Source organism: Ruegeria sp. CE8, from assembly GCF_056537465.1.
The window spans coordinates 1-24771 of the sequence record NZ_JBQFRP010000008.1 but is presented as its reverse complement, the minus strand read 5'-3'; the positions used below and the strand labels follow the sequence as shown (position 1 = coordinate 24771).

Here is a 24771-nt window from a genome sequence, read left to right as displayed (position 1 = left end):
TCAGCTGCCTCAACCAGATTCCAGTGTTACCGGTAATTCGTACCCGTGCTCTTTCAAAAGCGCATGGCGCTTGGCTGTTTTCAGGTCTTCCGAGACCATCTCGGCGCACATCTCCTGGACGGTCAGTTCAGGGACCCACCCCAATTTGGTCTTGGCATTCGTGGGGTCGCCAAGCAGCGTGTCCACCTCAGCCGGGCGGAAATACTGCGGGTCGATTCGCATGACCACGTCGCCCTGTTTCAAAGCAGGTGCGTTATCGCCTTTGACGGATTTGACTGTCGCGATTTCATCGACGCCCTCGCCCGAGAACTCAAGCGTAACCCCAAGTTCGTTGGCGGACCATTCAATGAACTGCCGGACCGAATACTGAACGCCTGTTGCGATGACAAAATCCTCGGCGGTGTCTTGTTGCAGCATCAGCCACTGCATCCGAACATAGTCTTTGGCATGCCCCCAGTCGCGCAGGCTGTCTATATTGCCCATGTACAGGCAGCTTTCGAGGCCTTGCGCAATATTGGCCAAACCGCGAGTGATCTTACGCGTCACAAAGGTTTCGCCCCGGCGCGGACTCTCGTGATTGAACAGGATACCGTTGCACGCGTACATACCGTAGGCTTCGCGGTAGTTCACGGTGATCCAATAGGAATAGAGCTTGGCAACCGCATAGGGCGAACGCGGATAAAACGGCGTGGTTTCGCGCTGCGGCGTTTCCTGAACCAAGCCGTACAACTCGGATGTGGATGCCTGGTAAAAACGCGTCTTCTTCTCAAGCCCCAAAAACCGGATCGCCTCAAGCAATCGCAAAGTACCAATCGCGTCGACATCAGCTGTGTATTCAGGCGCTTCGAAACTGACCGCCACATGCGACTGGGCACCAAGGTTGTAGACCTCGTCCGGCTGCACTTCCTGAATGATACGCGTCAGGTTCGAAGTATCGCTCAGGTCACCATAGTGCAGGTGCAGGCGCGGATTGGGAACATGCGGGTCTTGATAGATATGGTCGATACGCTGCGTGTTGAACGACGATGCTCGCCGCTTGATTCCGTGAACCTCATACCCTTTTTCCAGCAAAAGCTCAGCCAGATAAGAACCATCCTGTCCTGTGATGCCAGTAATCAAAGCTGTTTTTTTCATAGCTGCGTTCCACGAAACTCAATCTGGTGCTTGCAATCTCAGAAACAGCAATATCCGACTGAATGCAAGCAAAGGCCATTGTTGGGTATAGAATTCGCGCCTGGATCCGAACTCAGACACTTCTTTCGAGGTACCAAGCAAAACGGCGCTTTTGCCGATTTTTGCGAGGCCTTGGTCTAATCGGTGCTGTAGACTGGAGTTTTCTAACTTGAACCGCCGTAAGGAAAACCAAGTGAGGGAACTGTCGAGGGCGTCTTGCAACCCCTGCTGTTACCGTCATGCCAAGGGGTTGAAACCCAACTCGGTCAATGGCGCCAAGTGCAATTCGTCGCCTTCCAGGATTGGGTTCTGTCGCAAAGTTTCCTGCCAACTCAAATCCGTCTGCCGCTGAAGCAAATGCTTTGACGCAAAGAATCTGGCGAGTGCGCCGCTTGTTGAAACGTTCGCCCTGTTCTACGATGTTAGTGAGAAATTTCCGCCCCACCATCTCGTTTGGAATCGGGTAGCCAAAGCTTCTGTGCATTTTGATGATAGCTTTGATGCCTGCGGTAATGGTATCCCCTCTTGTCGATGAAGATCTCTCTGAGACGGCTGTTGACTTCTATCATTCGAGAAAAGGACTTCGTGGTCGCTGGCTTGTTTCAGCGTCGCGTCTGCAATAGCGCAAGAGTGTCGTATCACCAAGCGGTTCAGCGTGGCGTGATCTACCGATACCCCCGCTCGGGCAAGTTCATTCCAGGTCGCTGAAAAACCAAAATCGGCATTTTAGCACAGGAGTTGTATTAACCGCGCGGCATCCCAAAGGTGTGGTGATCCGACAGCATCCTGCGCTTTTCGGCCATCGCTTCCAATCGGCGTCTTTCCAATCCCAGTCTGAATGACTTCTCAACAAAATCGATATGGTCGGTCGCGGCCTCTTCGGCACGGGCCTCGTCCCCTTCGATCACCGCTCGACCCAGCGCCAGATGTTGCTGCAAAAGCTTCTCGCCAGTGCCGTCGATCGTTTTCAGAAAGTCCCGATTGTAGAACACGCCTTTGCGTGTAAGCTCGTAGATCGAAGCCATCATATGAATCAAAGTGGCGTTTTGGCTTGCGTCAACAATGGCGGAATGGAGCGCAAAATCGGCCTCTTGGGAAGCCTTCGAGTCGTTCTCTTGCCAGGCTCGTTCATTCTCATTCAGAATTTCGGTGATCCGTTCCTTATCAGCTTTTGTTGCGCGGCGTGCTGCAAGTCTGGCGGCGAATCCTTCCTGCTCGCGCCGATATTCGAGATAGTCAAAAAAGGCGGGTTCATGCCGTTCGTAAAGCGCCAGCAGTGCCGGCATCATTGCCTGTCCGGTCAATGCGGCAACGAAAGTGCCCTCACCATGCTGAGTTGTCACTAGGCCGCGCTCTTCCAGAACGGAAAGGGCCTCGCGCAGTTTTGGCCGGGACACACGCAGCATCTCGGCCAGGTCCCTTTCGGACGGTAATTTGCGGCCCTGTTTCAGAACGCCCGAGGCGATCAGGTCCTCGATCTGTGCCACTACGGCTTCGGCCAGCGATTCGTGTCCAACCGGTTCAAATATCGCTGTGGGGCTCATGACGCTCCGCCTATACTTTGCCAATTTCGAAGTCGATGGTAAATTAATATAACCATAACTCATCAAAACTCAAGCCAGTGAGAGATCCAGTAGGTCTGTTCTCAGAAACCTGTTTTTTAATGATTATTTAAGGAATCCTGTGAATGCCACCTTTGGACTGCCCTATCGGGCTTCCTGTTTTCCTCGTCAATCGGCGCGCCTGGAATTACCAGTGGTAAACAAAATTATTGACTGGAACAAACTGGTAAAGTTAATTTACCACCGGATAGGCGCTGGAAGAGCCTGCGCCACTGATTGGGGTAGACGCCCTGACCAACCCTGGAGGAGATTTCATGAAGAAGACCCTGACGAGCCTCGCTGTGGCTGCCAGCCTGATGGCTGCGCCTGCGGTTGCCGCTGACAAGCTGTTGCTGAAAACCCCGATTGCCTTTTCGACCGAATTGCCCGGCCTCGGCTCGCCGATCCCGCGCGTTGCTGAACAACTGGACCTGATGTCCGGCGGCACACTGAAGATGAAGGTCTATGAGCCGGGCAAGCTGGTTCCGCCCTTTGAAATTCTGGACGCCGTGTCCACAGGCAAGATCAACTCGGGCTACACCACTGCCGGCTATTGGGCTGGGAAAATCCCCGCCGCACCGCTGTTCTCGGCCGTTCCGTTCGGCCCCGAGGCCGGCGAATACATGGCGTGGATGTATTACGGCAACGGTCTGACGCTGTATCAAGAGATGTATGATCAGGCGGGTTACAACGTCAAAGTTCTGCCGTGCGCCATCATCGCGCCCGAAACCTCGGGCTGGTTCGCGACCGAAATCAACTCGCCCGAAGATCTGGACGGTTTGAAAATGCGTTTCTTCGGCCTGGGCGGCAAAGTGATGCAGAAACTGGGTGTGGCAACCTCGCTGCTGCCGGGCGGAGAGATCTTTCCCGCACTGGAAAAAGGCGCGATCGACGCGACCGAGTTCTCGATGCCTGCCATCGACGCCCGTCTGGGCTTCCACAAGCTGGTCAAGTTCAACTACTTCCCCGGCTGGCACCAACAGGCGACGGTGTTCGAACTGATGATCAACAAGGACGTCTGGGCAGAGACCAGCGAGCAGCACAAGGCAATCATCGAAAACGCTTGCAAGGCGTCGATGGCCGACAGCTTTGCCGAAGGTGAGGCCATTCAGCACGCGGCCCTGATCGACAACGTCGAAAACAATGGTGTTACCATCAAGCAGTGGTCGCCTGAAATGCTGGATACGTTCCGCGCAACCTGGGAAGAAGTTGCTGCCGAAGAAGCCGCCAACGACGCTTTCTTCGCCAAGGTTCTGGCCGACATGAACGAATTCCGCGAGGGCTATGACCTGTGGAAGACCAACGCGTTCCTCCCCCGTCAGTAACTTGAACTGCTGACGCGTCCGGGGCGGCGGGCTCCTCCGCCTCGGACTTTTTCAGGACTTTAAACCTGCATTCCCTTGACCGCGAACGCGCCGGTCAACTGAGCGAGGATTACCCATGGCCACGCAAAACAACCTTAATGATCCGGTCGAAGCCTATGAAGGCATCCTGGAACACCCCGATACCGACCGTCAGAAAATAGCTGTTGCCATTGATACTGGTGTGAAAGCCGTCGGACACGTGGTTATGTGGGCCAATGTCCTTTTGATGGCAGCGATCTTCAGCCAGGTCTCGCTGCGTTACTTGTTCAGCCAAAACTATCCCAAATTGGACGAGATCCAGTGGCACTTCTATGGCATCGTTACGATGATCGGCATTTCCTATGCCTTGATCACCGATAGCCATGTTCGTGTCGACGTTTTGCATATGCAGCTGTCGCGGCGCGCACAACGTGTGATCGAAGTGATCGGCATCCTTACTCTGCTGACCCCGTTCATCTATCTAATGATCGATCAGGGTTATGACTATTTCTACGAAAGCTTCCGCGTTAACGAGCGCTCGGACAGCCCGACCGGCCTGCCTGCACGCTGGGCTTTCAAGGCCGTTATCCCAATCAGCTTTGTCCTGCTGGCGCTGGCAGCGCTTGCGCGCCTGATCCATGACGGTCACGCCCTGATGTACGGCCCAGCCTCAGAGCGCGAGGGTGCGCCGCTGCGTCGTATTCTGCTGTTGCTGGCCGTGTTCGCCGCCGTCTGCGTGGGCTTGACCTTCCTTGTCGAGACGACCGAGGAAAAACTGGTCATCGCGATGTTCCTGACCTTCATTGCGCTGCTGTTCACCGGTTATCCGGTGGCCTGGGTGCTGGCCGGTGTCGGTGTTGCATATTGCGGTCTGGCCTACCTGTTCGACAACGACCTGATGCTGTGGACGGGGTTGGAGAGCACTTTCACTGGCCTCGACTACCTGACCCTCGGTGCGGTGGTGAACCGTGTTTACGCGACCATGTCGAACGCGGTTCTGGTGGCGCTGCCGATGTTTATCTTCATGGGCCTTATGCTGGACGAATCCGGTGTGGCCGAGCGTTTGATGTCCTCGATGCAGCGACTGTTCGGTACGGTACGCGGCGGCTTGGCGATTACCGTGACCCTGATCGGGATCATCCTTGCCGCCTCAACGGGCATAATCGGAGCATCCGTTGTGCTGCTGGGTGTTCTGTCGCTGCCATCAATGATGCAACAGAAGTACCAACCGACGTTGGCCGCCGGTGTCGTCTCGGCCTCGGGTACGCTCGGCATTCTTATCCCGCCGTCGATCATGCTGGTGATCATGGCCGACCAGATGGCGCTGTCTGTGGGTGACCTGTTCATGGCAGCGGTCTTCCCCGGTGTGATCATCGGTGGCCTGTATCTGACCTATATCTTCATACTTGCGCTGGTGAACCGTGATGCCGCCCCAGTGCCAGAAGGCGCAACGGCCCCCGACTGGGCCGCAGTCAAGGACGTGCTGATTGCCGTCATCCCAACGCTGATGCTGATCCTCGCCGTGCTGGGTTCGATCTTCGCCGGTCTGACCACGCCGACCGAAGCCTCGGGCATCGGCGCGCTAGGTGCGACCCTGCTGGCTTTGGGCTATCGCAAGCTGACTTTCGCAAAACTGTGGAACGTGCTGGTGTCGACCTTCAACACCACCGCTTACATTTTCGCGATCTTCCTGGGTGCGACTGTGTTCTCGTACGTTCTGCGCGAACTGGGCGGCGATGAGCTGATCGAACATGTGGTGCAGTCCACCGGTTTTGGAGCCAACGGCACGATCCTGTTCATCCTGTTCATCGTCTTCCTGCTGGGCTTCGTTCTGGATTGGATCGAGATCACGCTGATTGTCCTGCCGCTGATGCGCCCGATCGTGAACGGCCTCGGCATCGACATCCCCGGCTTTGGCGTTCTGGATGAGCCGGCTCTGGTGTGGTTCGTGATCCTGGTTGCGGTGACGCTGCAAACCAGCTTCCTGACCCCACCGGTTGGCTTTGCACTCTTCTACCTGAAAGGCGTTTGCCCGCCCGAGATCAAGCTGACCCATATCTACAAGGGCATCATTCCCTTCGTTCTTCTGCAGCTGACGGGTCTGGCGCTGGTCTTCCTGTGGCCAACGCTTGCCACCTGGTTGCCTTCAGTCGCCTATTAAGGAGCTCTCGTGATGCGTTTGAATCAATGTCACAACTTCCACGACTTCCGGCGGCTGGCCAAAAAACGGCTACCGGGGCCCATCTTCAACTATATCGATGGCGGTGCTGATGACGAGGTGACGTATCGCGAAAACACCGGCGCATTTGACCGCTGCGATCTTTTGCCTTCGGTCCTGCGCGGGGTAAAGGATGTGGATATGTCCGTCACGGTGATGGGGCAAAAGCTGGATATGCCGGTCTATTGCTCGCCCACCGCGCTGCAACGGCTGTTTCACCATCAGGGCGAACGCGCGGTTGCGGCGGCGGCCGAGAAATACGGCACCATGTTCGGGGTCTCGTCGCTGGGTACGGTTTCGCTGGAGGAGTTGCGGCAAAAACACAAGAACCCGCAGGTCTATCAGTTCTACTTCCACAAGGACCGTGGATTGAACGCTGCCATGATGCAGCGTGCGAAAGAGGCGGGAGTCGAGGTCATGATGTTGACCGTCGACAGCATCACCGGCGGCAACCGTGAACGTGATCTGCGCACGGGTTTCTCGATCCCGTTTCGGCTTACGCTGGGCGGCATGATCCAGTTTACGATCAAGCCGATGTGGGGCATAAACTATGTCACCCACGAGAAATTCCGCCTGCCTCAGCTTGAGGAGCACGTGGATATGGGGGGCGGCGCGAGTTCCATAGGTGGCTACTTCACCGACATGCTGGATCCGTCGATGACCTGGGATGACGTGGCCCAGATGGTGCGTGACTGGAACGGTCAGTTTTGCCTCAAAGGGATCATGACCGTCGAAGACGCCCGCCGTGCGGCCGAAATCGGATGCACCGGGATCATCCTGTCAAATCATGGTGGCCGTCAGTTGGATGGTTCACGCACGCCCTTCGATCAACTGGCCGAGATTGTTGATGCCGTTGGCGACCGGTTGGATGTCATGATGGATAGCGGCATCCAACGTGGAACCCATGTACTGAAAGCGTTGTCGATGGGTGCAAAGGCCGTTGGTGTCGGACGGCATTACCTGTATCCGCTGGCTGCCGCGGGGCAAGCAGGTGTTGAACGCGCATTGGGTTTGATGCGCGCCGAGATCGAACGCGATATGAAGCTGATGGGTGTGACCCGCATCGATCAACTGAACCGCCGCAACATCCGGTTCCGGGGGGCCGCATCCGATGGCTATCTACCTATGGAGGCTGCATGACCAATGAGGACCTGATCAGAACTTTTCGATCCATCGTCGGGTCCCGCCATGTGCTGACCGGCGAACGTGCAACGGAGCGATTCCGCCGGGGCTTCCGCTCGGGCGAGGGCGAGGCGCTGTGCGTTGTGCAACCCGGCACTCTGCTGGAGCAATGGAAAGTGCTGCAGGCCTGTGTCGCCGCAGACAAGATCGTCATCATGCAGGCCGCCAATACCGGCCTTACCGAAGGCTCGACCCCCTCGGGCAGCTACGACCGCGATGTGGTGCTGATCAACACACGCCGGATGGATACGCTGGTGCCCCTGAATGACGGCGAGCAGATCATCAGCTTTCCCGGAGCTACGCTGTTTTCACTGGAAAAACTGCTGGCCCCGCTGGGGCGCGAACCGCATTCGGTCATCGGGTCATCCTGCATTGGTGCGTCGATAGTCGGCGGGGTGTGCAACAACTCCGGTGGCTCGCTGGTCGAGCGCGGGCCTGTTTACACCGAATTGTCTGTCTATGCCCGGATCACTGAACAGGGCGCGCTGGAGCTGGTCAATCATCTGGGGATTGATCTGGGCGAAACGCCCGAGGAGATTCTGGCCAATCTGGATGCCGGAACCTTTGACCGCGACCCAAACCCGTCCAACAAACGCGCGTCGGCAAGCGACTACGCTCAAATCGTGCGCGACGTGGACGCGCAAACGCCGGCGCGTTTCAACGCAGACAAGGCAAAGCTATACGAGTCCGCAGGTTCTGCCGGAAAGCTGGCGGTGTTTGCCGTTCGCCTTGACACCTTTCCCAAGAATGAAACCGAGCAGGTGTTCTACATCGGCACCAATGATCCGGATGATCTGGCGGCCCTGCGCCGACACATCCTGAGCGAGTTCAGCTCGCTTCCGGTTTCAGCCGAATACATGCAGCGCGAGGTATTCGATATCACTGCGCGCTATGGCAAAGACACCGTGGTCATGATCGACAATCTGGGCACCAGCCGGCTGCCGATGTTCTTTGCACTCAAAGGCGCGGTCGATGCCCGGCTGCGACGCATTCCGTTTCTGCGCAACCTCACCGACCGTTTCATGCAAATGGCGATGACCCTGTGGCCACGAGTGCTGCCCGGGCGGATGGTGGAGTTCCGTGACAAGTTTGAACATCACCTGATCCTCAAGATGAGGGATGGCGGCATTGCCGAAGCTGGGAATTGGTTGCCCGACTTCCTGAAAGATCGCGACGCCGACTTTTTCGAATGCACTGCACGCGAAGCCAAGATTGCCGGATTGCACCGGTTCGCGGCGGCCGGTGCCGCAGTGCGCTACATGGCGATCCATTCGAACGAGGTCGAGGACATCATTGCCCTGGACGTCGCCCTTCGTCGAAATGATCAAGACTGGTTGGAAAGTCTTCCTTCGGAAATCGGCGACCAGTTGGTTCACAAGCTCTATTATGGCCACTTCATGTGCCATGTGATGCATCAGGATTACGTGGTCAAAAAGGGCGTGGACACCAAGGCGCTAAAGGCAGCAATGCTGAAAATCTTTGATGAACGCGGTGCCGAGTATCCTGCTGAGCACAATGTAGGCCACCTGTATCAGGCCAAACCGGATCTGGCAGCACATTACCAATGTTGCGATCCCACCAATTCGTTCAACCCTGGAATCGGCAAGATGTCCAAAAATCGAAATTACGAGGATGGTTGCTTTCGTTGAGCCGCATAATTGCGCTTCGCGAAGAATGCTTTTTAAATTTTGGAAATGCGCGGCAACAAATCCATTGAATGCTGAGCGTGGCCACCAGAAGATAGTCGCCGCGTTCGGCACATAAGATGAGCCCAAACCAATTCATTCTGGCAATGCGGCAAAGGTGTGCTTTCCCCATCGAGACACTTGCTGATACGGACATTGTTTTCTAAGGTCTGCATACACAGTCACAATCTACAACGGGAGGGCACTAGCTGAACATGCGTATCATCCGCCGACTTCAGCATGGTCCCCGTTACGCCCTGTAAATGCGTTTTCAGGGCGGGTCCGAGAAGTAACACTTAAATCGGTCTGCCCAAAGCCGCACTGCGGCACCTCTTCTTATGAGCAGAGACTCCGATGACTGTTATGACGATCAACGCTTTAAGCGTAATCCGTGGCGACCTTCTTTTTGACAACCTGAACCTGACAATTTCCAAAGGTGACCGCATTGGATTGGTTGCCGCTAATGGGCGCGGCAAGACAACACTTTTGGAATGCATGACCGGTCAAACCGAACCAACGACCGGCGACATCGTCCGAGCGCGTGGTTTACGGGTTGGATATGTGACCCAATACGTTCCGGACCATGCCTATGAAAAAACGCTCTACGATTGGGTGTTGGACGCCCTTCCCTCCGAGCAGGCAGAATTCGAAAGCTGGCGTGTGGACGTGGTGCTTGATGACCTAAGTGTTCCATATGAGTTGCAACACCGACCGCTCAATGAGTTGAGCGGCGGGTGGCAAAGGACTGCGCTGCTGGCCGCTGCCTGGATTCAGGAACCTGATATCCTGTTGCTGGATGAGCCGACCAACCATTTGGATTTACGCCGCATCGGGTTGCTCCAAAACTGGTTGTGCGCTTTACGGCGTGATGTACCAGTTGTCGTGACATCGCATGATCGGGCGTTTCTTGATGCGGCAACCAACCGAACGCTATTTTTACGAACAGAACAGTCACGCGTTTTTTCGCTTCCGTTTTCGACAGCACGCGCGGCGCTTGATGACGCGGACGCCGCGGACCAACGGCGGTTTGCCAATGACTTGAACAAGGCACAGCAGCTGCGCAAACAAGCTGCGAAGTTAAAGAATATCGGCATCAATTCCGGGTCTGATCTTTTGGTTACCAAGACCAAACAACTCAATGATCGGGCAGCGCAAATTGAAGCGGCGGCCAAACCTGCCCACCATGAACGCGGCGCAGGTGATATTAGATTGGTCAACAGCGGAACTCATGCCAAAGCTCTGGTCACTTTGGATGACGTACCCGTCGAAACACCGGACGGTCGTTTGTTATACACGACCGGGCGTAAATGGATTTTGCCAGGAGATCGTATCGTACTGTTGGGAGCCAATGGCGCCGGCAAAACCCGCTTGATAAAGTTGGCACACGATGCGCTGTCTGGGAGTGCCGGGGCAATCAAATGCGCTCCTTCGGTTGTGCCAGCCTATTCTGATCAACATCTCAGCCAGCTTTCGGACAACGACACACCGATGACGGCTGTTGCCGGGCAGTTTGACATTGGTGATCAACGCGCGCGGAGTGTTCTTGCGGGCGCCGGCGTGACGATACAGATGCAAAACACAAAAATCGGCGCGCTATCTGGCGGACAAAAGGCGCGTTTGGCGATGCTGATTTTGCGGCTCAAAAATCCGAATTTTTATCTGCTGGATGAGCCGACGAACCATCTCGACATCGAAGGACAAGAAGCTCTTGAGGATGAACTGATCACGCACAATGCATCATGTTTGCTCGTTAGTCACGACCGCAGCTTTTTGCGCAATGTCGGCAATCGGTTTTGGCTGATCACGGGAAAAAAACTGGAAGAAACGGACAGTCCCGAGCCGTTTCTGGCGGGAGAGATACATTCATAGTGTGCCTTAATGTCCAACGTAATCGTGGGGGCTGAACGGCATCGAAACGGATTTTTGTGTGCTTGCGGCGAAAGTGCACTTTGTCCACTCCGCTGCCGTCCGAGAGCGGTACTTTCAACCTCCACTTTCCGCCCGACTCGACTTACTGCCCCAGCAAAGGACCGGCATGTGATCAGCGGTCGAACAGGGCTCGAATGGCTTGTGTGGATTGCCCCAGTGGAGAGTTGATGTGACAAAGCTTCTTAGAACGGCAAATGGTATTCACAACCAAACCATCAAGCCAAGTAAGAGGGGCCTATGCGTTCTTTCGTTGCATTAGAACTCACCGAAGAGACAAAAGCAGCTTTTGCACCGTTGCAGCGCCTGTATCCATTCGCCCGACCGGTTTTACCTGAAAACATGCACCTAACGCTGGCATTTTTGGATGATCAATCCGAGGAGACTTTGGAGACATTGCATGAAGAACTACTCACTCTTTCTGTCCGGCCCTTCAGCATCACCTTCGCAGGGATCGAGTGTTTTGGCCGGGCGTTAGCTGTCAGGGCGGCGGAATGTTCTCCGCTCACTGTTTTACACCGGAAAATCCAGACTGCCGCGCGGCGAGCCGGGATCGTCCTGCCTCGCCGACGCTTTCGGCCTCATGTAACCATTGCTCGTTTCAAGCCAGAGCCACATGAGGCAACTAGGCACGCCCCGCACCCCTGCGCAACAAGCGCTGTGCCAGAAATGTTGGTCACCAGCTTTACTCTCTTCCAGTCCACCTTGCGCCCCGAAAGTCCTCTGCACGATGCGCTGGCGCATTATCCTTTAAAATTGACGGGGTACTGAACAAAGATCCTCTTCGCCGACAATACCCGGCAGTGTCGCCAACTTCGGGCGTAGGTTGACGAGAGCGTCGGTTTCCAAGGACGTTGTTTGTACGCCGTGTTCGTTTGTTTTCAGTACATTGTAGCCTACCGCAATTAATAGGGGATCATGGCCGAACGCGATATTTTTAGACCACGCTACCTTGAACAGGTGGATGGTAGAGGTCTAGCCGATGGTCGCAGCGCGCTGACAATCGAAGAAGCGTTTAGCAGTGAAATCTTGGCGTACGGGCGAAACATATCAACGTGCCTGCAGTAGGTAGATGAATCTCGACCGAGCCGTCGACAAGGTGGGAATGACCCCATATTTCAGGCTATCAGAGCGCAGGAACAATCCAGCAGCCCCGAGGTTTTCGTCAAGGCACTGTCCACAAATGGAATTTCAGCCAAGATCGTGATCGACAAAAGTGGAGCCAGCGCGGCACGTATGCGGGAAGTAACCAATATCCTCAGACGGTTTTACTGTCCGGCCAAACTACAAACGATCAGGCCCAAGTTTCTGAACAATATGATCGAGCAGGATCACCGATTCACTGAACAGCGCATTCGGCCAAGCTCGCATTTAAATCGCGATCGGACATCGCGAGCTGCGGGTAAGCATACTCGCCGTATGAAATAGCCTCCTTGGGTACATGGCAGCTTTTCGAGGAATTCGCTCCAATACCTGTTCGAGGTTTTTTGCATGGAGCAAATGTCGGGACCTGCATGCTTATCAATCTAGGTCTGAATTGCGGCTTACCCCCTGCCCAACCTAATCCGGGCGGACAGAGGTCCAGTCAAAACTTCAGATATGCAGGGCCTTACCCAAAGCTTTCAGGCAGGCTTCCTGCAAGCCTTCGGACTGGGTGGGGTGCGCGTGGATGGTTGCGCCGATGTCCTCAAGGCAAGCGCCCATTTCGATTGCGATTGAAAAGGCTGCCGAGAGTTCCGACATTTGCGCGCCGACAGCCTGAATGCCCAGCACAGCATGGTCGCTTTCTCGCCAGACCACGCGGACAAATCCGTCTTCACGTTCGCATGTCATCGCCCGACCATTGGCTGCTAATGGAAAATCGCTGGCCTTTGTGCCGTCTATCTCGCCAGGCAGAGCGCCGCAGGTGACGATCTCGGGATCGGTGAAGCAGACTGCCGGAATCGCCCGTTTGTCCCACGCGACGGCGTGGCCTGAGATATGTTCGGCGACCATTTCACCCTGTGCCATGGCGCGATGGGCGAGCATGGGTTCGCCTGTGACATCCCCGATCGCATAGATGCCCCGCATCGAACTCTGACAGGTCTCGTCGATCCGAATGAACGGCCCATCCATGGTTAACGACAGCTCCTCAACGCCGATGCCGTGGGTGCGCGGGCGGCGGCCGACAGTCACCAGTACTTTTTCGGCTGTAACGTCGCTTTGATCGGTGGTCAAGACACCATCAGAAAAGCCTTGCGCCTTGGTGCCAGTCATGACCGTGACATCCAGTGCCGCCAGACGTTTCGCCACCGGTGCGGTCAGCTGTTTGTCATAGGTGGGCAGGATGCGGGCTTCGGCTTCAACCACCGTGACCTTTGTGCCCAGTTTGGCAAAGGCCATGCCTAGTTCCAGCCCTATGTAACCGCCGCCAACAACGGCGAGGCTTTTAGGCACGTCGCCCAGCGCCAGCGCCTCGGTCGAGGACAGGATATCGCCGCCGAATGGCAGGAAGGGCAGTTCGACCGGGGCCGATCCCGACGCGATGACGATGTAATCAGCGCTGATTTCACGGCTCTCGCCATCGCTATCGCTGACCAATACGGTCTTGCCATCCAGAAACCGAGCGCGGCCAGACACGAACCTGACGCCTGCCTTTTTCATCAGGCCTGAGACACCGGTATTCAGCCTGCTGACGATACCGTCTTTCCAGGCAACGGTCTTGGCGAGGTCGATTTTTGGGGCAGCGGCGGTGATGCCCAGCGGGCCATCATTAACCGATGTTATCCGGTGAAACTCATCGGCCGCGTGGATCAGCGCCTTGGAGGGGATGCATCCCACATTCAGACAGGTGCCGCCGGGATTGGCCTCGTCTACCACAATCGTGTCGATGCCCAACTGACCCGCACGAATGGCGCAGACATAACCGCCGGGACCAGCGCCGATGATCAGCAACTTACATTTAAGGTCCGACATTCAGCCCTCCACAAACAGCATGGCCGGGGTTTCCAGCAAGGATTTCAGTTTCTGCACGAAAACGGCCGCATCCCAGCCATCGACCACGCGATGATCAAAGCTGCACGAGATATTCATCATCTTGCGCGGCTGGAACTGCTGACCGTCCCAGACAGGGCGGATCTGCATTTTGTTGACGCCGACGATTGCCACCTCGGGGTGGTTAATTATCGGCGTGGTGGCCAACGCGCCCAAGGGCCCGAGCGACGTGATGGTGATGGTTCCACCCTGCAATTCCTCGCGTTTGATCGTGCCGTCGCGGGCGGCTTCGGCCAGGCGTGTCAGTTCAGCGGCATTGTCCCACAAGCTGCTGGCTTCGGCATGGCGGATCACCGGCACGTTCAACCCGTTTGGCGTCTGGGTAGCGATGCCCACATGCACCCCGCCATGGCGATGTATGACGCCAGCCTCATCATCAAAACGCGCGTTCAGTCCGGGCTGTTCGCGCACCGCTTCTACAATCGCGCGCATCAGGAACGGCAGAATGGTCAGCTTCGGCCTGTCGCCTTTGTGCTTGTTGTTCAGCGCCACCCGCAGCGAGTCGAGAGACTCGATTTCGACCTCTTCAACGATGGTGATATGCGGGATCTGGCGTTTCGAAATCTGCATCTTTTCGGCGATCTTGCGACGCATGCCGATGACGCGCACCTCTTCGATGCCAGTACTGGCACCACGGGTGATCTGACCCTGCTGAATGCCGCCCGAGGCAATCCACTGGTCCAAATCACTGTGGCTGATCCGCGAGGCCGGACCGGACCCCGGCACCTGGCGCAGATCGATCCCTTCTTCCCGGGCACGGGCGCGCACCGAGGGCGAGGCCAGTGGCTTGGTGCCTTGCGCGCGCGCCACCGCAGGTGCGACCCGTTCCGGTGCTTTTGCGGGTTCAGGCTTGGGCTCGACCCTCGGATCTGGCTCAGGTTCCGGCTCAACTTCGGTCGTCTCGGCCACGGCAGGCGCGTCGCCTTCGTTGCCTTCGCCGTCAACCTCGATGCGGATCAGAGTGGCACCAACGGCCATCAACTCTCCGATCTCGCCACCCAGTTCCAGAACTTTGCCCTCCACAGACGACGGCACTTCGACCGCAGCCTTGTCGGTCATCACTACTGCCAGAATATCGTCTTCCCTGACGATATCACCGGGCTTGACCAGCCATTCGGTCAACTCGGCCTCAGCAATGCCTTCGCCAATGTCCGGAAGGCGGATGGTATGTACGCCCATGGCTCAGTCCTCCATGACGGTTTTGAGGGCTTCACCCACCCGCGCGGGACCCGGGAAATACTGCCATTCCTGAGCATGCGGATAAGGTGTGTCCCACCCGGTGACCCGAACAATCGGCGCTTCGAGGTGATAGAAGCATTCCTCCTGCACAAGGCTCAGCAACTCGGCACCAAAGCCACAGGTGCGCGTGGCTTCATGCACGATCACGCAACGGCCGGTTTTCTTCACCGAGGCAGTGATCGTGTCCAGATCCAATGGCATGAGTGTCCGCAGGTCGATCACCTCAGCGTCAATACCCGTTTCCTTTGCGGCGGCCTCGGCCACATAAACCATGGTTCCGTAGGCCAAGACGGTCACATCCGCCCCCTCGCGGGTGACCTTGGCCTTGCCCAGAGGCACAATCTCATCGCCTTCGGGCACGTCGCCCTGGGCGTGCTTTTTCCAGGTTGTCAGCGGTTTGTCGTGATGCCCGTCAAACGGCCCGTTATAAAGCCGTTTGGGCTCCAGAAAGATCACCGGATCCGGGTCGGCAATCGACGCAAGCAACAGGCCCTTGGCATCCACCGGATTTGACGGCATCACCACCTTGAGGCCCGACACATGGGTAAACAGCGCCTCCGGGCTCTGGCTGTGGGTCTGGCCACCGAAAATACCGCCTCCCGTTGGCATGCGGATGACAAGTGGGCAGGTGAAATCGGCGTTTGAGCGGTGGCGCAAACGTGCGGCCTCACTCACGATCTGATCATAGGCGGGATAGACATAATCAGCGAACTGAATCTCGATCACCGGTTTCAGACCGTAGGCGGCCATACCGATAGCGGTGCCGACGATCCCGCTTTCATTGATTGGCGCGTCGAAGCAGCGGCTCTTGCCGTATTTTTCCTGTAGGCCGGCGGTGCAGCGGAAGACGCCGCCGAAAAACCCCACATCCTCACCAAACACCACCACCCGGTCGTCGGCTGCCATAGCTACGTCATGAGCATTGCGAATGGCTTCGATCATTGTCATTTGGGCCATCTCTCAATACCCCGCTTTCTGGCGCTGCCGGATCAGGTGCGGCGGCATCTTTTCATAAACACCTTCGAACATATCGCGCGGCGATGGTGCCTTGCCGTCGCCCAGGGTGCCGACACTCTCAGCCTGTTTCTGCGTTGCTATGACGCCATCCATAATTTCGGCCTCGGCCTGTGTATGGCGTTCCTCTGACCATTCGCCGATCGTGATCAGATGCTTCTTCAGGCGTTCTATTGGATCGCCGAGCGGCCAGGCGCTGGCTTCCTCACCCGAACGGTAGGCTGAAGGATCGTCCGACGAAGAATGCCCGCCCGCGCGGTAAGTCACATACTCAATCAAGGTTGGGCCCAACCCCCGACGCGCGCGCTCAGCGGCCCATTTGGCGACCGCAAAAACGGCCAGATAGTCGTTGCCATCCACACGAAGCGAGGGAATGCCAAATCCATTACCGCGCGCGGCAAATGTGCCAACACCACCCCGGGCGATCCCCTGAAAGGTCGAGATAGCCCATTGGTTATTGACGATGTTCAGGACCACTGGCGCCTTGTAGGTTGAGGCGAATACCATCGCCGCGTGAAAGTCGCTTTCTGCGGTTGAACCGTCCCCGATCCAACCGGCGGCAATCTTGGTATCCCCCGAAATGGCCGAGGCCATGGCCCAGCCCACAGACTGCACGAATTGCGTGCCCAGATTACCTGAGATCGAAAAGAACCCGTGTTCTTTCGAGGTATACATGATTGGCAACTGCCGCCCGTGCAGCGGGTCATCAGCATTGGAATAAATCTGGTTCATCATCGTCAGCATCGGATAATCAACCGCAACCAGCAGACCGGCCTGACGATATGTCGGAAAGTTCATGTCACCGGGTTGCAACGCACGAGCGAAGGCACAGCTGATCGCCTCTTCGCCCAGATGCTGCATATAGAAACTTGTCTTGCCCTGGCGCTGCGCCATCAGCATGCGTTTGTCAAAGGCGCGCAGAGTCATCATGTGACGCAAGCCGGTGCGCAGATCATCAGGCGTCAATGCACCTGCCCAGTCGCCGATGGCTTGCCCCTCTTTGTTCAAAACCCGAACAATCGAAAAAGCCATGTCACGAATGTCATCTGCGGCAACGTCGACCGGCGGCCGGGGAACTTCGCCAGCGCGGGGGATTTCGAAATCCGAGAAATCCGGCGTATCGCCTGGTCGGCAACCCGGTTCAGGTACATTCAGCGACAGCGGTTTGATTGAGTCGCTCATGCCGCCCCCTCCTGTCGGTGGTCACGGGCGCGATCCAGAATGTCATCGACAATCTGATCCGCGACCTTTGTGGTCGAATGGCCGGTGCGATTTGAGGTTTCGAGGATCTCGGCAATACGCGTCGCGATTTCCTTGAGCCTGGACTGGCGATATGTCTCACCCGCCTTGTGGATTTCACCTGCCACGCTGATGATGCCGCCCGCATTGACCACATAATCTGGCAGATAGCGAATTCCGCGCGCGCGAAGGATCTCGGCAACGTCGTCTTCAGCCAATTGATTGTTGGCCGCGCCACAGACCAGCCGCGCCGACAGTTTCTGCGCGCTGTCATGGGTCAGGATACCGCCCAGCGCACAGGGTGCGAAGATGTCCATCTGCGTGTCAAAGACCTGATCTACGGGGCAGATATCCGCACGAAACCGGTCGCGGGCCAGATCCAGCGCGGCCTGATTGATGTCCGACACAATCAGCGACGCGCCCGCGGCATGCAGTTTCTCCGCCAGGCTCATACCCACATGGCCCAGACCCTGAACCAGTACGCGGCGCCCGGTCAGGTCGGCGCTGCCGAACACGTCACTGGCACCAACCTTCAGGCATTGGAAAACCCCTTCAGCGGTAAAGGGTGACGGGTCGCCGCTGCCATGCTCGCCCCCTTCAAGGCCAACCGCGAATTCCGTTTCATCAGCTACAATCCGTATATCTTCGGGCGAGAACCCCACATCTTCGGCAGTATAATACTGCCCTTCCAGCGCATCGACTGCGCGGCCAAAGGCACGCAGCATCGCCGGTGTTTTATCTGTGCGAGCATCGCCAATGATCACCGATTTACCACCGCCCAGACCGAGCCCAGCCATGATGTTCTTGGCCGTCATGCCGCGCGCCAGTCGCAATACGTCCTCGCGCGCAGCTTCCCGACTGACGTAAGCCCACATTCGGCAGCCGCCCGCAGCCGGGCCACAAACTGTCGAATGAATACAGATGTAAGCCTGTAATCCGTTTCTGGTATCCTCGGCAAATATCAGACGTTCATATCCAGGCGGCGGAGTTTCTTCTGTGAGGATCAGGGGCATGGTTTCACCATTTGTTTGCATGGCAGGGGTGTAGTCATTTCGATCCGTCAGGATCATCACTTACAGCCTATGGCCCTGTGCCGGGTTGAAAAACAGATTTTACAAGGTATTCTAAACCAAATTGAGTGATATCCACTATCTTTTGAGGTTTTTATAGTGCCTTTCACTACTGATCAAATAGATCGAGAGATTATTCGCGCATTACAGGAGGACGGACGCATGTCGTTGGTTCAGCTGTCGGAACGCATCGGCCTGTCCGCTACACCTTGCAAACGACGGTTGGCGCGCCTTGAGGAATCCGGGCTGATTTCGGGTTACAGCGCCCGTATCGACCGTAAAACAGCGGGCTTTCCGATCACGGCTTTCGTCTCGGTCGAGCTTGAAAGGCAGGACGCCGAAAAAGTGGCCGACTTCCAGCGTCAGGTCGCGTTGTTTGACGAGGTGGTGACCGGAACGTTGATGACAGGTGCACAGGATTTCCTGCTGGAAGTTGCCGTTGAAAGCCTCGAAGAGTTTGAGACGTTCCTGCAGACAAAACTAATGCGGCTGCCGGGTTTACGTGTTGTGCGTTCGCGGTTCGCCCTACGCCGTTTCATCAGCCGGGCGCGCATCCCTTATTGAAACTCGGAGCCAGTCAAAAAATGACGGTGTTCCCGATGATTTTGATGCCCTAGTCGGTGTCCTGATAAAGGCTGTGACCGTTCTGGAGCTCGCGAATCGACGCATCACGGCTTACGTCGGCCTGCCGCTTGCCATTGGGTCAAAACGGCCCTTAACAAGCTACATTTTCAACGGAACTCATCCCTAGCCCCTGAGAGCCGAGCTTTCGGCTTTGCTGCACATTCGCCGCACACGTCTCTATGTCGGCAACTGCAATTTCCTTACAATAGTGAGCCACTCTCGACGGCTTATTTAGCATCAGACTCGCTTCAGTGCGCTTAAGGCACAGACGTGCCGTTTCAGGATGGACATTTCCGCGGGTCCGGAGTTCCGGAAAGATGGCGAACAGCTCTTCCCTGGTTTCGTCGACAATTGAATTCAACCCGACGTCGCCGGCAAAGAAACTCTCCGTCAGCATTCCGTTTGAAAGTACGATTTCGTGCCTGTCAAACATAATGTGGATATAGGTAACTTCAGCGCAGGGCTCGGACCGCGCCAGGTTACCGTCTACAAGGTGTTTTGCCGCCACAAGGACCTCCGCAGCCCCAAAGTACAGCTGCGCTTGGTGACTCGCGACCAGCACTCTGTGCTGCGGTGACACCAAAATGGACCTGCCGGGCGCGTTTTGGCTTGTTCCAGAAATCCGGACCGGGGCGAGATTCCCTTGCCCTAACACCGTTCGACGTCCCACCCAGCGGATCGGTTGCGCATCGTTGTCGCGTGTGATCACAAGATCACCAGCCCGCAGGGTTTCAATGCGGCGCTCGCCTTGCGGGGTCAAAATCAGCGTGCCTTCGGTGAAACAGGGAACATCGCGATAGTCCAGATCGTTAATGAGCGGAATTGCCCCAGACCCATCCGAGGCGGTGTCGTTATCTGAATCGGCCAGCGTGAAATTGCCCGATCCGTCAACATCCGCGTCATTGACATCGAACCCCGAAACATCATCAACCGCGTCCTTGATGCCATCGCCATCAGCGTCACCCGAGGCGTCAATGGTCGCCTGGTCCACGCCATGTCCGGCCTCATCGGTATCACTGACCCCGTCATTATCAGAGTCGGTATCCAGATAGTCAGCGGTGCCATCACTGTCGGTATCAACGGGGCTTAGTCCACCGGTTTCGTAGGCATCATCCAGCCCGTCACCATCACTATCCGTTCCGGTGGGGGCGACGTAGGCATCGGTTGTCTGGGCCTCGACGTTATCGGTGATGCCGTCATTGTCGCTATCGAGGTCAAGGTGATCGGCAATGCCGTCGCCGTCGCTGTCTGTCGTGGTGACAACCGGATTGACGGTAAATGTCTCGGTTGTTCCGGTGCCGAAATTTGGGTTTGGACCAGAGTCGACAACAACCACACCATCGATTGAAATCGTGTAGCCAGCAGTGTTTCCGCCAGCAAGGCCATCGCCAAAATCATCAAAAATGGTAAACGTATAGTCCCCAAGGCCGGTCACACCGACATTGGTGATTTCGACGACGTTGTCGGAAATCGTATCGTCGCTGACGATCAGATTTCCGTCTGGATCGCGAAGCTCCCAACGGGTGTTGTCGATTTCTGCGAACTGATCGGCGTCAAATTCGATCGTGATCGTGCTGGGGGCAGTTTCGCTGTACCCTTCATCTGTATCCAGAATGCCGTCGCCATCGTCGTCGAGGTCGTCGCGATCTGCCACCCCATCGCCATCCGCATCCGGCGGAGGAATGTCGAATGTTAGGTCACTGATTCCTGAGCCGCCTGTGCTGACGCCGTTTGGGCCTGGCTCGAATGTCAGGTCCAACTGAGAGACCGGGCCGGCCAGAGAAATGCTGACGTCGTTCGAAATAGTGCCGGTGGCCTCGATGGTGACAGAGCCATCGGGGTTGGTAATGACATTTTCATCCTGAAGACCACCAAGGCCCGCGATGACGTCAGCGGCATCAATCAGATCGCCGTTTTCGTCATAAGCATAGATCGTCCACTGATCGTCGAACGTGGCGGCGCCGTCATCGTTGAGGTGATCAATGTCAAAGCCCAGGTTCTCGACAGGATTCGAAAAATCGTAACTGGCCGTGATTGGCGACGTTGTGGCAAACGCGCCGAATTCAGATATGTTGTTACCGCCCTGGCTGGCGTCCCAAGCGTTTGCAGTAAAAGTGGCGGTGACCGTGGTGCTGTTGCCGCCTTCGGTGATCGTGGTGTTGCCGCTTACGGCTGTGCCTCCGGGCCCGGTCAACCAAATTGCATTGTCCAGAATCGCCATTCGTCACACCTTTGTCTTCCGCAAGCCCCACTTGATACACCGGTTGATGGCAGTTCACACCGCTTCGTCCCGCGTTCGGCATAGATGCCCAACAAATGAGAAAAAACTTGGGCGACGCCTGATTTTCTGACAGTAAATCTAACACGTTGGGCAGACATCATTTGGATGTATCACAAACGTTGGCATCCGATTGACAGGCATGCGGGATGGAGCGGTCTCGAATAGGTTCTTTGCCAAAGCCCCGTCCTCAAATAGAATCCCAGACAAAATCGTGATCGATAAGAGCGATGCCAATGGGGCAGGTATTCGGGAGATGTACAGAATCCTGAGGCGATTTGGTTGCCCGATCAAAGTACAGACGGTCAGATTGACGTTCTTGAACAGCGTGATCGAACAGATTCATCGGCTCATAAAGCGGCGTGTTCGGCACATGAGCCGTTTTAAGTCCCTCGCCTCTTCGTTTGCCACCTTGGATGGCATCGAAATTGCGAACATAACTCGAAAACGCAAATTCTTTGTCACTGAGAATTCTGGCTTTCAGCGGTTCGCCCAACTAGGCAGGATAAATATGTCCTGCGAAAAGCCATCAATCACGTCATCAGAAGTTTGCGACACAGCCAGGCAACCTAAAGCGTTGAATTTTTTGCAACGACACCAGCGAAGCGCAGGCAATCGACTAAGAGAAGATAAACTCGTCGGTCAGAAAAAATGGCTTATGAGATTCAAGTTCTGAAGCCTTTTGAACGGGTGCCGCCGTAGGCGCAACATCCGAAGAAGCCGCGGCTTTGGCCTGGCCCTTTCGAAGTTCGAGTTGGTTCAACAAGAAAAAAACACCTGCCCTTTGACCCTTCAACGCCTCAGGTACCATTACCGGCACAACCTGTGTGTTCTTTGGAGAGTTCTTCATCAAAGGAACCTTCGGGACCAAGCTGCTTTGCAACATAATATGTAAAAAGAAGTGCAAGTTGGATGGCAAAATTCAATTTTTGCGGGTGGCGTGTCTTTTCTACCAGAAGGGCCAAAACCACAACATTTGAGCCGATTAGGAAACAAACGACGGAAGCAAATTGCCTGAACCGGCCCGCACGATGACGCATTTGCGAAATTCCCTACACGCAGCCCCATGCGAAGGTCAAAACACTTGCTTGTACCTTTTGCCAAACTTGGCGAAAGCAGGACTAAGCGACCCGCGATCAGCTTTCCCGAACGGCATGCGCCAACTGATCCGTCAAAGGTTTGAGCAGGAAGCTCAGAACCGAATGGTCACCTGTGTGCAAAAAACGCTTCGACTGTCATACCCGGTATAAGCTCGGACTTCTCCAAGTAGCCAGTTCTCCGGGCGGAAGCGTGACTTCTACCCTATAGAAACGCGATCTGTTTCCGGATCTTCGACGCCGCCCAGTGAGCCGGTACACCCATCGTGTTGCCATCTCAGACGACCGCCTCATTAGCGCCGATGCCGACGCCGTGACGTTCCGCTGGAAAAACTACCGCATCAAGTCCGGGGATCGCATGAAGGCCATGCGGCTCGACACGCGCGAGTTCATCCGCCGTTTCCTGAGGCATGTACTGCCTGATGGCTTTCATCGTATCCGACCTTACTACTTGCTGGCTTCCGCACAGCACAAGGCCAACATCGCGAAGATCCGCACATTGCTCGGCGTGGAAGGGCCCGAGCGGGAAGACGCGCCCACCGCAGAAGTCATCCCACTTACGTTGCGCGAGCCCTGCCCAGACTGCGGTGGCCCAATGCGCATCATCGAGACGTTCAGGCGTCGCGAGGTGCCACGATCTCGCGCACCACCGAGAAAGCAGGCCGCATGACAGAGTGACTGATCACCCAACTCATCCAAAGCCTGGGTGGCTCTGCCAAACCGGCCATACAGCCTCGTGCGCAACCCTCCGACAGGTCGAAAAAACCGTCCAATTCTGCTGCCACAAGAGCGAACTCCATCCGGACAGAAATCCCCGGGCGCCAAAACTGCTAGCTTAGCCCGCCATCGCCACGGTCCAGTTGCGACCCCGGTTCCAACCGCAAACGTGCTTTCCCCACAGACCGTGCCCAGACCCCGCAGCTTCCTCACTGAGAGACTTTCCAACAAGGGCCGCAGTCCGTCCCAGCAAATACGCGGCACCCTGTCCCGCATCAGAAAACCTTAATCCAATTTGACGTTCTGAAACCAATCTTTGCAGCTTCCAAATGCATAGAAAGCCACCATCAGTGTTGGTGCGAATGGACGTCGAAACTGATTTCTATTTGGCGCATGGTAATGCTTCCGTTTAAGCGTCTAAACTTTAGCAAATTCCATCCGATAAATGACTTCTTCGCCTGTCTTGGGGTCGATGCCTGGAGCACCACTAATCACCAATCTTTCACCTTCGAGCACAAAGGGACGCGAGAGGTCCCCGTGCCAGTTTGGGTTCCAAGATCCATCAACATGATGAATGACACGGTCTTCTTCGAGCGTATAAGACGCGACATAGGCAAGCATGTCGTCGAAAAGCTGGGCTTTTTCGCTCTCTGTCCATTCAGTTTGGCTTGAGTTCAAACGATTACGCCTGAATACGGTGGCCATCATTCGCCCATCCGCATGGTATGCAATGTAGCCAATTGGTTCGGGTCCCAGCGCATCGGTCACCTCACCCGTTGCCACCGACTGCCGCGTCCATGCATGCATCTTCCATGATCCGATCAGTGCACTTCTGTCCAAAATCAAGCCCCTTCTATTGCTCTGCGATCAGTCAGGATTAAACAAGCTTAGCGGAACCAATGTTAGTATGAAGCAAGAAGTTTCGGGTTTGACCATACTTGGTAGATTGGGCCTCGCTGCTGACGTCTTAGCAAGTGCAGCGTCTTGTCAGCAGATCCGTCTTGCTCAGATAAGGGTGGCCCTTCGCAAACATTCGTTACAATGCTCAGCGTCGCATCGCAGCGATCCCAAAATAGACATCAATCGCAATGCGTATCGTCGCCCCAAATCGGAGAACAGGTCATTTGTTGGATGCACACTGCGGCGCAACCCGAGGGTCGGAGACCGCGCGACATGCAAACAGGATGTTTCCCTCGCATCTCAACCCCGATGAATCCTTGGCTAGCGTCGGGACCCATTGATTTCCGTTTTACGGCGTGATTCACGGTTCAAAAACGAGCGGTGAACAAGTCTGATCTCTTCTGGCTTGCGGATGCGCAAATGGCGCGTCTG

Annotated in this window: 18 protein-coding genes and 1 pseudogene; 9 read left to right on the top strand and 10 right to left on the bottom strand. The window is 56.0% G+C overall.

The genetic code is table 11. The annotated features are described in order from the left end of the window. Window positions 1–9 precede the first annotated feature (9 nt). Both gmd and ACR0AA_RS13945 read right to left on the bottom strand, forming a co-directional pair. Window positions 10–1134, bottom strand: coding sequence for a GDP-mannose 4,6-dehydratase (gene gmd, locus ACR0AA_RS13950; protein WP_480664825.1), 1125 nt, complete (start codon window positions 1132–1134; stop codon window positions 10–12). A gap of 782 nt (window positions 1135–1916) precedes the next feature. Further along, window positions 1917–2717, bottom strand: a complete 801-nt coding sequence (locus tag ACR0AA_RS13945; RefSeq protein ID WP_480664826.1) for a FadR/GntR family transcriptional regulator — start codon at window positions 2715–2717, stop codon at window positions 1917–1919. Window positions 2718–3049: 332 nt separating this feature from the next. Here ACR0AA_RS13945 and ACR0AA_RS13940 point away from each other — a divergent pair, with 332 nt between their 5' ends. The 6 genes from ACR0AA_RS13940 to thpR all read left to right on the top strand — a co-directional run bounded on the left by ACR0AA_RS13940 (window position 3050) and on the right by thpR (window position 11899). Then, complete coding sequence (locus tag ACR0AA_RS13940) at window positions 3050–4099, top strand: TRAP transporter substrate-binding protein (protein ID WP_480664827.1); 1050 nt, start codon at window positions 3050–3052, stop codon at window positions 4097–4099. Window positions 4100–4214: 115 nt separating this feature from the next. Beyond that, window positions 4215–6278, top strand: coding sequence for a TRAP transporter large permease subunit (locus ACR0AA_RS13935; RefSeq protein WP_480664828.1), 2064 nt, complete (start codon window positions 4215–4217; stop codon window positions 6276–6278). A gap of 12 nt (window positions 6279–6290) precedes the next feature. Further along, entirely contained in the window at window positions 6291–7475 is a 1185-nt protein-coding gene (locus tag ACR0AA_RS13930; RefSeq protein ID WP_480756270.1) for an alpha-hydroxy acid oxidase, read from the top strand. Then, the gene (gene dld, locus ACR0AA_RS13925; RefSeq protein WP_480664830.1) at window positions 7472–9166 is read left to right on the top strand and encodes a D-lactate dehydrogenase; all 1695 of its coding nucleotides are present in this window, start codon (window positions 7472–7474) and stop codon (window positions 9164–9166) included. Before ACR0AA_RS13930 ends, dld begins: the two co-directional genes overlap by 4 nt. Window positions 9167–9556: 390 nt before the next feature. Continuing rightward, the gene (locus ACR0AA_RS13920) at window positions 9557–11071 is read left to right on the top strand and encodes an ABC-F family ATP-binding cassette domain-containing protein (protein ID WP_480756269.1); all 1515 of its coding nucleotides are present in this window, start codon (window positions 9557–9559) and stop codon (window positions 11069–11071) included. 297 nt (window positions 11072–11368) lie between these two features. Next, the gene (gene thpR / locus ACR0AA_RS13915) at window positions 11369–11899 is read left to right on the top strand and encodes an RNA 2',3'-cyclic phosphodiesterase (RefSeq protein WP_480664831.1); all 531 of its coding nucleotides are present in this window, start codon (window positions 11369–11371) and stop codon (window positions 11897–11899) included. An 822-nt stretch (window positions 11900–12721) separates the two neighbouring features. On the opposite strand, the gene lpdA is transcribed toward thpR, so the two are convergent. The 5 genes from lpdA to ACR0AA_RS13890 are packed head-to-tail and all read right to left on the bottom strand — an operon-like array spanning window position 12722 to window position 18723. Next, window positions 12722–14083: a dihydrolipoyl dehydrogenase gene (gene lpdA, locus ACR0AA_RS13910; protein WP_480756267.1), complete on the bottom strand. Its 1362-nt coding sequence runs from the start codon at window positions 14081–14083 to the stop codon at window positions 12722–12724. Beyond that, on the bottom strand, window positions 14084–15340 hold the full coding sequence (locus tag ACR0AA_RS13905; protein ID WP_480756266.1) for a dihydrolipoamide acetyltransferase family protein: 1257 nt from the start codon (window positions 15338–15340) through the stop codon (window positions 14084–14086). A gap of 3 nt (window positions 15341–15343) precedes the next feature. Continuing rightward, window positions 15344–16357, bottom strand: coding sequence for an alpha-ketoacid dehydrogenase subunit beta (locus ACR0AA_RS13900; RefSeq protein ID WP_480664834.1), 1014 nt, complete (start codon window positions 16355–16357; stop codon window positions 15344–15346). Between the two features lie 3 nt (window positions 16358–16360). Beyond that, on the bottom strand, window positions 16361–17596 hold the full coding sequence (locus ACR0AA_RS13895) for a thiamine pyrophosphate-dependent enzyme (protein ID WP_480756265.1): 1236 nt from the start codon (window positions 17594–17596) through the stop codon (window positions 16361–16363). Next, a complete protein-coding gene (locus ACR0AA_RS13890; protein WP_480756264.1) occupies window positions 17593–18723 on the bottom strand; it encodes a Glu/Leu/Phe/Val family dehydrogenase in 1131 nt (376 codons plus the stop codon). Before ACR0AA_RS13890 ends, ACR0AA_RS13895 begins: the two co-directional genes overlap by 4 nt. 96 nt (window positions 18724–18819) lie before the next feature. On the opposite strand from ACR0AA_RS13890, the gene ACR0AA_RS13885 reads away from it, so the two are divergent. Continuing rightward, entirely contained in the window at window positions 18820–19287 is a 468-nt protein-coding gene (locus ACR0AA_RS13885; RefSeq protein ID WP_480664849.1) for an Lrp/AsnC family transcriptional regulator, read from the top strand. A 151-nt stretch (window positions 19288–19438) separates the two neighbouring features. On the opposite strand, the gene ACR0AA_RS13880 is transcribed toward ACR0AA_RS13885, so the two are convergent. Continuing rightward, window positions 19439–21568, bottom strand: a complete 2130-nt coding sequence (locus ACR0AA_RS13880; protein ID WP_480664837.1) for a Hint domain-containing protein — start codon at window positions 21566–21568, stop codon at window positions 19439–19441. 199 nt (window positions 21569–21767) lie between these two features. Here ACR0AA_RS13880 and ACR0AA_RS13875 point away from each other — a divergent pair, with 199 nt between their 5' ends. After that, complete coding sequence (locus ACR0AA_RS13875; protein WP_480756263.1) at window positions 21768–22301, top strand: DDE-type integrase/transposase/recombinase; 534 nt, start codon at window positions 21768–21770, stop codon at window positions 22299–22301. A gap of 124 nt (window positions 22302–22425) precedes the next feature. On the opposite strand, the gene ACR0AA_RS13870 is transcribed toward ACR0AA_RS13875, so the two are convergent. After that, window positions 22426–22665: a hypothetical protein gene (locus ACR0AA_RS13870; RefSeq protein ID WP_480664839.1), complete on the bottom strand. Its 240-nt coding sequence runs from the start codon at window positions 22663–22665 to the stop codon at window positions 22426–22428. 304 nt (window positions 22666–22969) lie between these two features. Here ACR0AA_RS13870 and ACR0AA_RS13865 point away from each other — a divergent pair. Next, window positions 22970–23392 (top strand): annotated as a pseudogene (locus ACR0AA_RS13865) (transposase); the annotation flags it as partial. A 464-nt stretch (window positions 23393–23856) separates the two neighbouring features. On the opposite strand, the gene ACR0AA_RS13860 reads toward ACR0AA_RS13865, so the two are convergent. Further along, window positions 23857–24279 carry a lipocalin-like domain-containing protein gene (locus tag ACR0AA_RS13860; protein ID WP_480756262.1) on the bottom strand — a complete coding sequence of 141 codons (423 nt, stop codon included), beginning with the start codon at window positions 24277–24279 and terminating at the stop codon, window positions 23857–23859. Window positions 24280–24771: the final 492 nt, after the last annotated feature.